The following is a 12,712-nucleotide window of genomic DNA, read 5'->3' as shown; positions in this document are numbered from 1 at the left end:
GTCATGCCTCCGCCCACCGCCCACCGCCCCGGTAACTGTCCGGGGGGTTGACGGCGTCTCTGGTCCAGGCCATTGTGAGGGAGTCACAGGTCCGATGTTTCCATCGGAGTGGGAGCGGGCTGCGCCCAGGCCAGGCACAGCTCACCATGTGGAGCCACCACCACCCTCGGTGTGATCCGATCGCTCCTCGTATGTCATCCGATGACGTCTCCGTCATCGAGGAACCCGTCGCCGTACGGGATGTCCCGGCGCGCCGCACAGCGCCCGCGCCGGTGTTCCGCCGCGGCCGTGCACTCAAGCCCGATTCGGAAGGAACCCCCCACATGCCGGAACACGCTGTTCCCCGCCCCGTCAGCCGCCGGGCGTTACTCGGCTCGGCCGCGGTGGCGGCCGTCGGAGTGCCGCTGGCCTGGAGCCGGTTGGCGTACGGCGCCGCCGCGACCCCGGCCGCCGCGACCCCGCACGCCTCGTCACCGCTGTGGCACCCGAACCCCGTCTCCGACGGCCTCAAGGCGTTCGAGGGCATCGAGGCCGACCGCGTCGGCAAGCACCCCGACAGGAAGTACGTCGTGGTCGAGGGCGGCGACCACTACCGCTTCAACATCTGGCGCGACGACCGGGACACCACCGGGGGCGGCGACCGCCAGCGCACCGAGTCCAAGGGCATGGTCCAGGGCGGCCACATCCAGAAGATGACCAACGGCCAGACCTGGACGCTCAGTTACGAGATGTTCATGCCGTCCACGCTGCACGGCACGAGCAAGTTCACGCACATCTTCCAGACCAAGACGCCGATCGACAACGGCGGACCGTACGTCACCCTGGACCTCGGCCGCAGCGGAAGCAAAGAGCTGCTGCGCGCCCGTGCCTACGCCAACTCCGGCTCGCCGGACATCGCTTCGACCGATCTGGCGCCGCTGCGCGACAAGTGGATCACCGTGCAGTGGACGTTCACCATCGGCGCGTCCGGCAAGGCGGCCTTCGTGTGCCGCAACGGCACCGGCTCCGGCGCGCCGGTCGCCGTCCAGGGCAGCAGGACCGGTGTCAGGATCCCGGACCAGAACGACTACGTCCGCCCCAAGTGGGGCATCTACCGGTCGGTCCAGAGCGCCTCGTCCGACATCCTCGACACCTACCTGCTCTTCCGCAACTACCAGGCGGCGAGGGTGACCTGACGGTGTGTGGACCCGCCCGCGGTGCGGCGGCGGCCCGTCACTTCCCGCGCACCGCCCGGCGCAGCGGTGAGCGGTGGACCGCGGGCTTCGCGGCCCTGAGCACGGACTCGCGCAGGGCCGCGGTGTCCACGCCGAGCGCGGTGAGCACCTGGGTGGCGCGACCCTCGCCCTCGGCGAGGAGGCCGAGCAGCATGTGCTCGGTGTCGATCTCCTCGTGCCCGAGCGCGGCCGCCTCCCGCAGCGTCAGCTCCAGCGCCTTCTTGGCGTGCGGGGTGTAGGGCGGCCGCGGGAACTGGAAGGCGCCGGGCCCGAAGGTGTCGTCGGCCCGGCGCTGGATCTCCGCGACGTCGATACCGAGCGAGGCGAGCGCGTCCTTGGCGTCCTGGCCCCCGTCCGCGACCACCCCGGCCTCCTCCAGCAGCCGTACCGTCCTGTCGCGCGCCTGCGCCAGCTCCACGCCGTGCGCCCGCAGGACCTCGCTCGCGGTGCCCGCCGTCTGGGCCAGGCCGAGCAGCAGGTGCTCGGTGCCGATGAAGTCATGGCCCAGATGGAGGGCCGTGTCCTGGGACGCCACCACGGCCCGCTTGGCCAGCGCGGTGAACCGGTCGAACATGTCAGTCCTCCTTACCGGCGGCCTTGCGCCGGGTCGCGTGCTTCTCGTGCACCGACTGCCTGCTGACGTGCAGCGCCGCCGCGATGTTCTGCCATGTCCAGCCCTGGTCGCGGGCGTTGTCCACGTGCAGCCGTTCCAGCTCCTCCAGCAGCCGCCGCAGCGCGACGACCGCGCGCAGCCCGACCGCCGGATCCTTGTTCGTCACCTGTCCCGCCAGCTTGGTGGCGGACGACTCCTCAGTGCTCATGGTGTCAGGATTACCTGACACGGGCTGCGTGTCAAGGAAACCTGACAGACGCGTGCCTGTCGAGGAAGAAGGGCGAGGCGGCGGGCTAGTCGGCGCTCTTGTACAGGGCCCGTGCCCGTGGGGCGCCGCGCGTCAGCAGGGGCTCGCGGGCGGGGCTGGTCCTCTTGACGGCGTGGCAGGAGACGAGGACCGCGAGGCCGGTCAGTATCACCGCGTCCTTGAAGGCGCGGCGGTCGCCCGGCTCCGTGTACGGCCACTGCAGGGCGGTGTTCTGCGGGAGCAGGACGATCCAGAACCAGGGGGAGCGCGGCACCGAGCCGCGCAGCGGGAGCGAGGCGAGCAGGACGGGGAGGACCGTCAGCGCGTAGTGCAGGAAGGCGGGCCGGGAGACCAGGAAGGCGGCGAGCATCAGTCCGCTCGCGGTCTCGACCAGGCGCAGCCGCAGGTCACCGCCGCGGCGCCAGCGGTACCAGGCGGCCCAGACCCCGAGCGCGGCGAGCGCGAAGGCGACGGCGGTGGCCGCGGCCTGCGGCGTCCCCCACCGCGGCAGGATCGCCACGAGCGAGGCGTCGTACGGCTTGGCGTACGAGTCCTGGCCCCGCAGCAGGAAGGGGAGGGTCCGCGTGAAGAAGAGCCTCGGCCGCGGCATGGCGAGCGCGGCCAGTACGGACGCCGCCAGCGGGACCGCGACCATGACGCCTAGGGCCCGCCACTTCCGGGCGAAGACGAACAGCAGCGCGAGCGGCACCAGCATCGGCTTGAACGCGATGGCCGCCCCCACGACCGCCGCCGCCGTCACCCAGCGGCCGCGCGCCGCCAGGGCCAGCGCCACGGGCAGCGCGGCGACCGAGACGGCGGTCCAGTTGCCGAGGGCCACGTCGCTGTGGAACGGGGCGAAGTACGCCAGCCCGCAGACGACCCCGACGCCCAGCCGGCTGCGCAGCCCGAGGCCGAAGATCCGCAGCGCTGCCCACCAGCCGAGCAGGATCAGCGCGGCCGTCACGGCCGGGACCAGCACCCGCAGCACGGAGTCGCCCAGCAGCGCCTCGGGCACGGCCAGCGGCACGCTGCTCGGCAGATACAGGAACCGCTTGTCGGCGTACGGAGAGCCGCCGTGGAGGAGTACCCGGGCCGCCCGGACCACGACGCGGTTGTCGACCTCGTCGGCGCCCTGCCGCACGATCTCCACGACGGACACCACGAGGAGCAGCACAGCCGCGGCCTGCGCCGGAAGAGAGGCCCGGGCGCGCAGCCAGGGGCCCAGCGGGTCAGGGGCGGTGCTCATGCGGGGGAAAAGTGACCGGGCGTCATGAATTCTCCTCGCAAGGACACTTATTTCCTGATCTTCGTACTGCTCTTATAGCAGTCACCCGCGGCGAAGCGCGGCTCACACACCACGGCCGCGCGTTTCGCGCGCCACTCGCACCCGTTCAGGCGTGAGCCGCTAGCGTGCCGGGATGTCCTCCGCGAAACTGCGTCGCGCCGTGCGCGCGCTCGTGCTCGACGAGGCGGACCGGGTGCTGTTGTGCGGGCTGGCGGTCCCGGAGCCCCGGGGCACGGTCGTCTGGGCGGCCCCGGGCGGCGGTGTCGAGCCGGGCGAGACACCGCTCGACGCCTTGCGCAGGGAGCTTCGCGAGGAGGTGGGCCTCGTCCTGCCGCCGTCCGCCGACCCGCCGCACGTGTGGCACCAGGAAGTCCTGGCACCGGGCCACGCGGCCGGCTACGACGGCATCAGCAACGACTACTTCCTCGTACCCACCACCTCGTTCGCCCCTCGCGGCGAACTCTCCGGGGCCGCGCTCGCGGCCGAGAACATCATCGGATCGCGCTGGTGGTCCCTGCCGGAGATCGCCGCCTACGACGGCGCGGACCTCTTCTCACCCCGCGACCTGGCCACACCCCTGGCGGCACTGCTCACCGCGGGACCACCGGACGAGCCGCTGGCGCTCTCCTGGTGAAAGGCCGCGGCCCGGCGCCCGCTGACGTCGGCGAGGTCAGCGGGCCTTGCCGCGCCCGTCAGCAGCCGTCGCTCCCCGCCTGCGGCACGGTGTCGGGGTGGACGCCGAAGGTCGCGCGCAGGAGGAGCCGGTAGACGTCCAGGTGGAAGGCGGGGGAGTAGGAGGTGTACTCGTAGCAGCCGCCCTGGTGGAGGCCGCCGATCAGGCCCTGGACGAAGGTCTCGTGGGTGCCGGGGACGGTCGACAGCCAGGGGCTGCCGCTGCTGCCGCCCACGTAGCCGTGGCAGTTGAACGACGGGTAGCCGTCGGTGTCGTAGACGGTGGTGGTGCAGCGGATGGGCTGGTCGCCGATGCCCGAGTTGTACGCCACGTCGGTGATCGGCTCGCCGGAGCGCGGCGCCAGGGCGAGTATGTTCGCGCCCGTCACGTCCTCGATGCCCTCGTCGCGGCCGTCGATCACCTGGTGGGCGACCTGCAGGATCGCGTAGTCGTGCTGCGGGTCCTGCCCGTCGCTCCACCGGGAGTCGACATAGGCGTGCGTCACCGTCCACACGCCGTACGGGGTCCGGCCGCCGTCGTAGCCGGGGGCGAACTTCCACCCCGCCGCCGTCCCCGACACGCAGTGCGCCGCGGCGAGCAGCAGATCGTGCCGCGGACTCGCCACCACGCTGGCCGTACACGAATGGCGCTGGTCGAGGCCGCCGCGGAACAGCGGCCCCACCGTCGAGATCCCGTCGAACGACGTCGCGGTGGGCGTCCCCGGCGGCGCGGGCGGATCGGCCGCCGCGGGACCGGCGGACAGCACCCCCGCCGCCACGAGCACCATCGTGAACAGCACGACCATCCTGGCGGCGGACATCCTGGCGGCGGAGAACCTCGTCATCACGTCGAACCCCTCGGAACTCGCGTTGCGTCGGCGGGCGTTGATCAGCCGTTCCTACCCGCCCTGCGCACGCCGACGCATGGACGGCCGGTCGTTCGTACGCCGCCGCACGGGCCCTGTCGCGGGACATCGTAAAGATCACGTCATCATTACCGGTGGGTTCGCGGGCGGGCGCGCCCGCCGTCCTACTGTGGGCCGAACATGGGGGAAGGATTCACAGTGATCACAGAACTGGAAGAGGCGGAACCACCCGAGGGCCCCGGGGAACCGGGTGACTTACCGCGGGCGGACGTGGTGAGTACGGCGCCCACCAGGGCATCCCTCGGGAGCGTGTTCCGGGCCCCCCGGGGGCGGCCGTGGGGATGGGTGCTCGGGGCGGTCGTCGCGACCTCGGCGGCATGGGCGCTGACCCTGCAGGCGACCGGCTACGGTGACGCCGCCACACCCGACCTGCACCACTACCGGCTCACCGACAGCCCCTGCACGGGCGACAACCTCAAGCCGCTCACCGACGCCCTCGGCGTGGACCGCACCGCGGCGAATCCGGCCGAGATGCGGACGGGCACCACGCTCGACCAGGCCCAGTGCCTGCTGACCGCGGAAGGCACCGTCGGGGAGCACTGGCAGTCCATGTACACCGTGCTCGTCACCGTGGAACTGCACAAGAAGACCGACCCACGGCCGGAGTTCGAGGACCGCAACCGCCCGCACGGGCCCAACCTCGACCCGGCCTCCCTCACCGCCGCCACCGACGACACCGACCATGTCTCGCTGGTCCCCGGCCTGGGAGACCTGGCCTACCTGCTCGCCGGCGACGACAGCCACCAGACCCTCACCGTCCTCCACGGCGGCGCGGTCTTCACCGTCACCGTCGACGCCGACACCCAGTGGACCGGCGCCGGCGGCGTCCCGCCCGACGCCAACGGCTATCCCCAGCAGCCGCCGGGTCTCATCCGCCTCCAGCCCGCCCTCATCGCGACGGTGCGACAGGTGATGTCGAGGCTGTCCCGGTAGTCCGGTCGCTGTACCGCGGGGCGGCGCCTGTCAGACCGCCCTGCGGTACAGCCACACCCCGAGCGGGGCGAAGACCGCGACGATGCCGGCGTCCCAGGCGAGGGCCTGCCAGATGTCGTTGGTGGCGGGGCCGCCGAGGACCAGGACGCGGACGGCGTCGGCGGTACGGGAGACCGGTTGGTGGTCGGCGAACGCCTGGAGCCAGCCGGGCATGGTGTTGACCGGGATGAAGGCGGCGGAGGCGAAGACGAGCGGGGCGAGGACGGGGAAGGCTGCGGCCTGGGCGGTCTCGGGGTCGCCGACGGCCATGCCGACCACGGCGAAGATCCAGGACATGGCGAAGCCGAAGGCCAGAACCAGGAGGATGCCGCACAGGAACGACAGGACGCCGGCGTGGATGCGGAAACCGATGGCGAAGCCGACACCGGTCATCATCGCCACTACGAAGACGTTCCGGGCGAGGTCGGCGGTGGTCCGGCCGACCAGTACGGCGGAGCGGGCCATCGGGAGCGAGCGGAAGCGCTCCATCAGGCCGGTCTGCATATCGGTCGCCAGCCCGATCGCCGTGTTCATCGCCCCGAACACGGCGGTCTGCACGAAGATGCCGGGGATCAGGAAGTCGGCGTACGAGACCCCGTGCAGCGCGGGTGCCACGACACCGCCGAAGACGTAACGGAAGATCAGCACGAAGACCAGCGGCTGGATGGTGGAGAAGACCAGCAGCCGGGGGACGCGGCGCAGTCCGATGAGGTTCCGCCAGGCGATGGCCAGACCGTCGCGCACGATCCAGCCGATCCGCGTCCCGGCGGATCCGATGTCCGCTCCGCGGGCCGGGGCGGTGGCGCTCGCCGCGGTCACGACGGGCCGCCGGGGTGCGGGGAGCCGCCGTCGGACGCCGACGGTACGGGTGCGGATGCGGAGGGTGCCGATGGTGCGCTCCCGGGCGGGGCGGGCTCGGCGCCGCCGTCGCCGGTGCGATGGCCGGTCAGCGCCAGGAACACGTCGTCGAGACTCGACTCGCGCACCGCCACCGTGCGCGGGGCGAGACCGTTCTCCTCCAGGAGGTGGAGGATGCCCAGCAGCGGGGCGGACCCGTCGCGGGAGGCCAGACCGATCCGCGCGCCCTCGACCTCGGGCGCCTCGGCGAGCCGGGTGCCCAGCAGTTCGGCCGCCCGCGCCGCCCGCGCGTCCTCGGCCATGTCCAGCTCGATCACGGTGTTGCCGAGCCGCGCCTTGAGCGCCGCGGGGGAGTCGTCGACGATGACGCGGCCGTGGTCGATCACCACGACGCGCTCGGCCAGCTTGTCGGCCTCCTCCAGGTACTGCGTGGTGAGCAGTACGGTCGTCCCGTCGCTCACCAGCTCGCGGATCATGTCCCACAGGCCGTTCCTGCTCTGCGGGTCGAGCCCGGTGGTCGGCTCGTCGAGGAAGAGCACCGGCGGCTCGGGGACCAGCGCGGCGGCGACGTCCAGACGTCTGCGCATGCCACCGGAGTAGGTGCGCACCGGGCGGTCGGCGGCGTCGGCGAGGTCGAAACGATCGAGCAGTTCGGCCGCGCGCGGGCGGGTCCTGGAGCGCGGCAGATGGGTCAGCCGGCCGATCAGCCGGAGGTTCTCGCGGCCGGTGAGGTTCCCGTCGACCGCCGCGTACTGGCCCGCGAGCCCGATCAGCCGCCGTACCGTGGCCGCCTCGTGCACCACGTCGTGCCCGAGTACGTCGGCCTGCCCGCCGCTGGGCCGCACGATCGTCGTCAGGATGCGGATCGCGGTGCTCTTGCCCGCGCCGTTCGGGCCCAGCAGACCGAAGACCGTCCCCGGCCAGACCTCGAAGTCCACCTGGTCCAGCGCGGCGACCGACCCGAACCGCTTGCTGAGCCCGGCGACGCGGATCGCCGGGCGGCTCTCGTTCGCGGCCGTGGACCGGACTCCGCCGTGTGCCCCGCCATCGGCCCGGCCGTCCCTCACGCTGTGATCCACGGAATGCACCTCACTCACTCGGTGGAGGCACGCCCCGTTTGCCCCCTGCCGGGATGTGCGGTTCCGCGCCGCGGGCGATGGTGGGTCCATGAACGCTCACCACCACCGGTCCCCCGCGTCGATCGACGCCGACACCCGGCTCATCACGACCGCGGCCGTACTCACCGCCATCGGCGCCGGCCTGACCGTCACCGGTCTGGCGCTCGGCAGCCTCGCCGTGTTCACCGCGGGCCGCCGGATGCTGCACCGTATGGAACAGGCTCCCGCCCAGAAGGCGGCCGTCAAGTGGGAGCAGGCGAAGGCCGCCTCGCGGGCGGGTGTGCAGGCCTGGCAGGTCGCCGCCGACGGCCGCAACGGCGGGTCGCCGGGGAGCGCCTGACGGGTCGGTGCCGTCGACCGACCGGTGCTCGCCGGGCTGGTGCCGGCGACCGACCGGCTCCCTCCTGACGGCCTCGTGCTCTCGTGGCCTCGGCTGACCGGCTCCCGCCTGCACGGCCGGAGCCGGTCGACGGGCCGCCGCGTGGCCGACCGGAGTGTCCGGCCGGCCGTCGCGTGCCCGGATGCCGCCGGTCAGGCCACCCGAGACTCCCGGCTGGTGCCGACGCACAGCGCCCAGATGACGAAGGCGTCGATGGCGATCAGCACGGTTGCCCAGAAGGGGTAGTAGGGCAGCCACATGAAGTTGGCGATCATGGCCAGGCCGGCCAGGAAGATGCCCACGATGCGCGCCCACAGGGCCCCGGTGAACAGGGCCAGCCCTGCGAGGACGACGAGGACGCCCAGGATGAGATGGATCCAGCCCCAGCTCGTCAGGTTGAACTGATAGGCGTAGTTACGAGTGGTGACGAGAACGTCGTCCTTGGCGATGGCGGTGATTCCCTCGAATATCGCCATGACGCCGCCGAAGACCATCATGATCGCGGCGAACATCGTCCAGCCGGATCGCCATATTGCGCCACCGGAACCGAATCCGGCGTTGTCGACGTCGTCGCGACGGATATCACTCGTGGTCATTTCTGACTCCTCTCGGAGCTTTGTCGCCATGACCGGCGGGCACTCGGCGTGCCCGCGATTCCAGCTTCGCACGGAGAACGCCGATCGGCAGTCCGGAGCCATTCGGGGGAAGGAAGCCGTGGTCCGCTTGACTCGGCGCGGGCGGCCCAGGATGGTCGGCTGGTGGTCGTTGACCTTCTCCTCATCGGCGCGGCCATCACCTTGGGGCCATTCCACAACACCGTCTTCATCCTGCTGCTCTCCGGCGAGCGCGGTGTGCGCAAGGGGCTGGTCTTCACCCTCGGGTGGCTGGCCAACCTGGTCGTGGTGATCGGTGTGGTGCTGCTGCTGACGGGCGGCAAGCCGCCGGCTCCCCACACCGCGCCGTCGACGGCCGCCCTCGCGGTCAAACTGACCCTGGGCGCGGTGCTCGTGGTCTTCGGCGAGCGCAAGCGCCGCCGGCCCGTGGACCGGAGCGGAAAGCAGCGGCGGCCGCCCAAGTGGCTGGCGCGGCTGGACAACGCCTCGTACTGGGCGGCGGCCGGGGCGGCCTTCCTGACGCAGCCGTGGGCCATGGTCGGCGCGGGCGCCGCCACCGCCGTGCAGAGCGACCCCTCCTCCCCGGGCTCCGCCCTGGCCCTGATCGGCTTCTGCGTGCTGGCCAGCGCCAGCCTGCTGATCATGGAGCTGTACGCCGTCTTCTCGCCCGGCCCGGCCAGGGCCGCACTGAACCGCCTGCGCGGCCGGCTGGAGAGCCAGCAGGACCAGGTGGTGGTCACCCTGTCGCTGCTGCTCGGCCTGTATCTGATGGCCAAGAGCATCTACCAGCTGGTCACGTAGCGGCGCTTTACGGCGGTCGGCGGCCGGAGGCCGGCGGCATCTCTAGGCGTTGAGGATGCGCTCCTTCTGGGCGGCGAACTCGGCCTCGGTCAGCACGCCCTGCGCCTTCAGCTCGCCCAGCTCCTTGAGCTGCGAGATCTTGGCGTCCATGCTGTCGGCCGGAGCGGCGGCCGGGGCCGGGGCGGGAGCCGGTTGCTGGGCGACGGCCTGCTGCTGTTCCTGCTCGGCCCAGCGGCCCGCCTGCCGCCGGGACACCCGGTTGGAGACCGCGGTGGCCGTACCGGCGACGACCGCCGTCCTGGCGACTCCGCGAAGTAGACCTGGCATGTCCTTTTTCCTCTCTCTGCGACGGCTCGCGCCCCGCTCAGACCCCGGCTTCCGACTCCTCCAGCGTGGCCAGCAGTTCCTGCACCGGGATCCGGCCGCTGTCCACGACCTGCGCGCCCGCCCGCCGCAGGGCCGCCGCGAAGGGCGCGGCCCAGAGGTTCTCGTAGACCACGATCCCCGCCGAGTTCCCCGGCTCCAGGGCGTGGCCCGCCTCGTTGAGGTCCTCGTCGCCGAGCAGCCCGGAGGAGGCGCCCTCGAAGACGGTCAGATCCAGCTCGCCGTCCCCGTCCAGGTCCGCGATCTCCATCGCGACCACGGATCCGTCGAGATCCTTGCGTACGAACATCAGGTCCATGATGCGGATGATTCCGCGGTCGACCAGATCGACCAGCAAGGGAAGAGCCTCACCCGTCATGCGGTTCCCCGGGAATTCCACGATCAGGTAATCGATGGGACCCATCTCGGGAATCTCCGCGGCCTCGGAAGACCCTGTATACGTGGGAATGTCGTCGCTCACGTCGACTCCTCGTGTGATTCGGTTCTCGGGTTTCCGCGATTCACAGCACGGGAGGCACCACCCTTACCATTGCACCACCGCCGCGAGCGCACTGCACGCCGGGGAGCGATCGCCGGAAAGGCGGCCCGTCCTTTTCGGGAGGGCCGCTCTGCGGAGGGCTGTGACATGACTGCGACAGGTGGTGTGGTCCCGGTCACGGTCCGCCGGGGTGCGGTGTGATCAACTCGGCGCATGGACAACCGTGGTGCCCGAATCGCCTTTCCCGCGGCCCTTGTTGGCGCCGCCCTGCTGCTGACCGCCTGCGGTTCGCAGCGGGCCGACACGCGCGACGACGGGCTGACCCGCGCTCAGGCGCCGTCCCCCGGCCTCTCGGCCGGTTCACTCTGCGGGCCGCGGCCCTCCAGCACGACCGGTACGGCCGGTACCGCTGAGGCGGAAAAGGACGGCGTCCGGATCACCGGCACGGACCCGGGCCGTGCCTGCGCCGAGTACCGGATCGCCAACCACGCCTCCGAGCCCTACACGTACACGATCACCTTCACCTTCACGTCGGACTCCGGAGCGGCGCTCCGGACCGCCACCGAGACCGTGCCGGCCGTCGCCGCGGGCCGGACGGTCACCCGTACCGTCACCGCGTCCGAGGACGGCTCGGGAGCGGGCCGCGCCGCGGGCGTACGGATCACCAAGGTGCGCAGCGTCCCCACCGCGGAGGCCGCCACGGCGAGCGGCCCGTGCCCGCCCTCGGGAACGCATGTGTACGCCGACGACGGCGACGCCGCCATGGGCCTGCGTGTGGTCGGCCTCCACCTGCGGAACTGCGGCACCCGCCCGCTCCGGCTCGACGGCTACCCCCGCCTCCAGATCCTCGACGAGGACCACCGCTCACCCGGGGGCGTGCGGATCCTGCACGGCGGCAGCGCCGTCGCCACCGGCACCGGGGCCGACGGCCCGCCGCAGACCCTGGTCCTGAAGCCCGGCGAGTACGCCCGCGCCGAACTGGTCTGGCGCAACACCGTCGCCGCCGGGGTCGGCGACCCCGTGAACGCCCCGTACGTCCGCGTATGGCCGAAGCCCGGCGCCACCCCGGTGACCGTCATCCCGGAACTCGACCTCGGCACCACCGGCCGGCTCGCCGTCGGCCCCTGGAAGAAGGACGACACCCTCGCCCGCTGAGCGGCCCGGGCCGGGGAGTGGCCGGGCGTGGCCAGGCGCGGCGGGCGCGCAGATGAGACGGTAGCGACATGGGCAAGGAGGACGCCGCGCGTGAGGCGGCAGCGGAGCTGTCCAGCGCGGCGGCCTTCGGGGCGCCGTGCTGGGTCAGCCTGACCACCCGCGATCTGCGCGCCTCGCAGGAGTTCTACGGCGCGGTCCTGGGCTGGGGGTTCCGGGCGGCCCGGTTCGGCGACCGCTTCTCCGTCGCTCTCAGTGACGGTCAGCCGGTGGCGGGCATCGGCGCGGTGGCGTCGGAGTTCCAGATCGCCGTTGCCTGGACGCCCTACTTCGCGGTCACGGACGCCGACGAGGCCGCCGGGCGGGTCAGGGAGCGCAGCGGTACGGTCGCCGTGGGGCCCATCGCCCTCGCCCTGGGGCGCGCCGCGCTCGTCGCCGACCTCGACGGGGCCACGTTCGGCATCTGGCAGGGGGTGCTGCCGTCGTCCTGGCCCGCCTGGCGGGACCAGCAGCCCGCCCAGTTGCGGCTGCACAGCCTCGACGTCTTCGAGGCCGCCATCTTCTACGGCGGGGTCCTCGAATGGGCTGCCGACCGCCCCGGCGCCTGCGAGGTGATCTACGAGCACGACGAGGTGGTGCTGCGCAGCGCGGGCCTCCAGGTCGCCACCATCGCGCCCGGCGGCCGGCGGGGCGCCCCCGACCCGTTCGAACGGCCGCACTGGGACGTACGGTTCAACGTCGACGACATGGACGCGGCCCTGCGGGCGGTGCGCGACAACGGCGGCAGCGTCGTGGTCCGGACGCCGTTCTCCCCGGACAGCGGGGAGGGCCCCGCCGCGACCGTACGGGACCCCGACGGCGGCCTGTTCACGATCGTCCCCGCCCGGCCACGGCCGTAGAGTCGTACTTCTTCGTGAATGTCCGGATTCGGTAACACGTAGCGTTTCGCACGCCGTTGGGCGATTCGTGGCGGAGAAGGTGGGGTCCTCGGCAAGACGC

At 72.2% G+C, this 12,712-nt stretch carries 16 protein-coding genes; 7 read left to right on the top strand and 9 right to left on the bottom strand.

Going from position 1 to position 12,712, the window contains the following annotated elements:
* The first annotated feature begins 323 nt into the window (after positions 1 to 323).
* Entirely contained in the window at positions 324 to 1,175 is an 852-nt protein-coding gene (locus AB0M29_RS14685) for a hypothetical protein (protein ID WP_365382622.1), read from the top strand.
* Between the two features lie 37 nt (positions 1,176 to 1,212).
* Here the strand turns inward: AB0M29_RS14685 and AB0M29_RS14680 are convergent, their stop codons facing one another.
* The 3 genes from AB0M29_RS14680 to AB0M29_RS14670 form a co-directional block, all read right to left on the bottom strand.
* The gene (locus AB0M29_RS14680; RefSeq protein WP_365382621.1) at positions 1,213 to 1,788 is read right to left on the bottom strand and encodes a Clp protease N-terminal domain-containing protein; all 576 of its coding nucleotides are present in this window, start codon (positions 1,786 to 1,788) and stop codon (positions 1,213 to 1,215) included.
* 1 nt (position 1,789) lies between these two features.
* Positions 1,790 to 2,035: a hypothetical protein gene (locus AB0M29_RS14675; RefSeq protein WP_365382620.1), complete on the bottom strand. Its 246-nt coding sequence runs from the start codon at positions 2,033 to 2,035 to the stop codon at positions 1,790 to 1,792.
* Between the two features lie 85 nt (positions 2,036 to 2,120).
* A complete protein-coding gene (locus tag AB0M29_RS14670; RefSeq protein ID WP_365382619.1) occupies positions 2,121 to 3,320 on the bottom strand; it encodes a glycosyltransferase family 87 protein in 1,200 nt (399 codons plus the stop codon).
* Positions 3,321 to 3,492: 172 nt separating this feature from the next.
* On the opposite strand from AB0M29_RS14670, the gene AB0M29_RS14665 reads away from it, so the two are divergent.
* A complete protein-coding gene (locus AB0M29_RS14665; protein ID WP_365382618.1) occupies positions 3,493 to 3,993 on the top strand; it encodes an NUDIX domain-containing protein in 501 nt (166 codons plus the stop codon).
* A gap of 58 nt (positions 3,994 to 4,051) precedes the next feature.
* Here AB0M29_RS14665 and AB0M29_RS14660 read toward each other — a convergent pair whose 3' ends face one another.
* The gene (locus AB0M29_RS14660) at positions 4,052 to 4,876 is read right to left on the bottom strand and encodes a serine protease (RefSeq protein ID WP_365382617.1); all 825 of its coding nucleotides are present in this window, start codon (positions 4,874 to 4,876) and stop codon (positions 4,052 to 4,054) included.
* A 366-nt stretch (positions 4,877 to 5,242) separates the two neighbouring features.
* Here AB0M29_RS14660 and AB0M29_RS14655 point away from each other — a divergent pair, with 366 nt between their 5' ends.
* On the top strand, positions 5,243 to 5,890 hold the full coding sequence (locus AB0M29_RS14655; RefSeq protein WP_365382616.1) for a hypothetical protein: 648 nt from the start codon (positions 5,243 to 5,245) through the stop codon (positions 5,888 to 5,890).
* Positions 5,891 to 5,920: 30 nt separating this feature from the next.
* Here AB0M29_RS14655 and AB0M29_RS14650 read toward each other — a convergent pair whose 3' ends face one another.
* Both AB0M29_RS14650 and AB0M29_RS14645 read right to left on the bottom strand, forming a co-directional pair.
* Positions 5,921 to 6,748: an ABC transporter permease gene (locus AB0M29_RS14650; RefSeq protein WP_365382615.1), complete on the bottom strand. Its 828-nt coding sequence runs from the start codon at positions 6,746 to 6,748 to the stop codon at positions 5,921 to 5,923.
* A complete protein-coding gene (locus AB0M29_RS14645; RefSeq protein WP_365382614.1) occupies positions 6,745 to 7,866 on the bottom strand; it encodes an ATP-binding cassette domain-containing protein in 1,122 nt (373 codons plus the stop codon). Before AB0M29_RS14645 ends, AB0M29_RS14650 begins: the two co-directional genes overlap by 4 nt.
* An 88-nt stretch (positions 7,867 to 7,954) precedes the next feature.
* Between AB0M29_RS14645 and AB0M29_RS14640 the strand changes: the two genes are divergently transcribed.
* Positions 7,955 to 8,245: a hypothetical protein gene (locus AB0M29_RS14640; RefSeq protein ID WP_365382613.1), complete on the top strand. Its 291-nt coding sequence runs from the start codon at positions 7,955 to 7,957 to the stop codon at positions 8,243 to 8,245.
* 191 nt (positions 8,246 to 8,436) lie between these two features.
* Here AB0M29_RS14640 and AB0M29_RS14635 read toward each other — a convergent pair whose 3' ends face one another.
* Positions 8,437 to 8,796, bottom strand: coding sequence for a hypothetical protein (locus tag AB0M29_RS14635; RefSeq protein ID WP_365382698.1), 360 nt, complete (start codon positions 8,794 to 8,796; stop codon positions 8,437 to 8,439).
* 246 nt (positions 8,797 to 9,042) lie between these two features.
* Here AB0M29_RS14635 and AB0M29_RS14630 point away from each other — a divergent pair, with 246 nt between their 5' ends.
* The gene (locus AB0M29_RS14630; protein WP_365382612.1) at positions 9,043 to 9,699 is read left to right on the top strand and encodes a GAP family protein; all 657 of its coding nucleotides are present in this window, start codon (positions 9,043 to 9,045) and stop codon (positions 9,697 to 9,699) included.
* 42 nt (positions 9,700 to 9,741) lie between these two features.
* Here AB0M29_RS14630 and AB0M29_RS14625 read toward each other — a convergent pair whose 3' ends face one another.
* Positions 9,742 to 10,026 (bottom strand): SHOCT domain-containing protein, encoded by a 285-nt coding sequence (locus tag AB0M29_RS14625; protein WP_365382611.1) that lies wholly within the window; start codon positions 10,024 to 10,026, stop codon positions 9,742 to 9,744.
* A gap of 37 nt (positions 10,027 to 10,063) precedes the next feature.
* On the bottom strand, positions 10,064 to 10,486 hold the full coding sequence (locus tag AB0M29_RS14620; protein ID WP_365382697.1) for a DUF6325 family protein: 423 nt from the start codon (positions 10,484 to 10,486) through the stop codon (positions 10,064 to 10,066).
* A gap of 288 nt (positions 10,487 to 10,774) precedes the next feature.
* Between AB0M29_RS14620 and AB0M29_RS14615 the strand changes: the two genes are divergently transcribed.
* Entirely contained in the window at positions 10,775 to 11,716 is a 942-nt protein-coding gene (locus tag AB0M29_RS14615) for a DUF4232 domain-containing protein (RefSeq protein WP_365382610.1), read from the top strand.
* Positions 11,717 to 11,784: 68 nt separating this feature from the next.
* Complete coding sequence (locus tag AB0M29_RS14610; protein WP_365382609.1) at positions 11,785 to 12,612, top strand: VOC family protein; 828 nt, start codon at positions 11,785 to 11,787, stop codon at positions 12,610 to 12,612.
* Positions 12,613 to 12,712 lie beyond the last annotated feature (100 nt).

The organism is Streptomyces sp. NPDC051976, from assembly GCF_040680795.1.
GTDB lineage: Bacteria > Actinomycetota > Actinomycetes > Streptomycetales > Streptomycetaceae > Actinacidiphila.
This window is presented reverse-complemented; position numbering and strand designations above follow the sequence as displayed.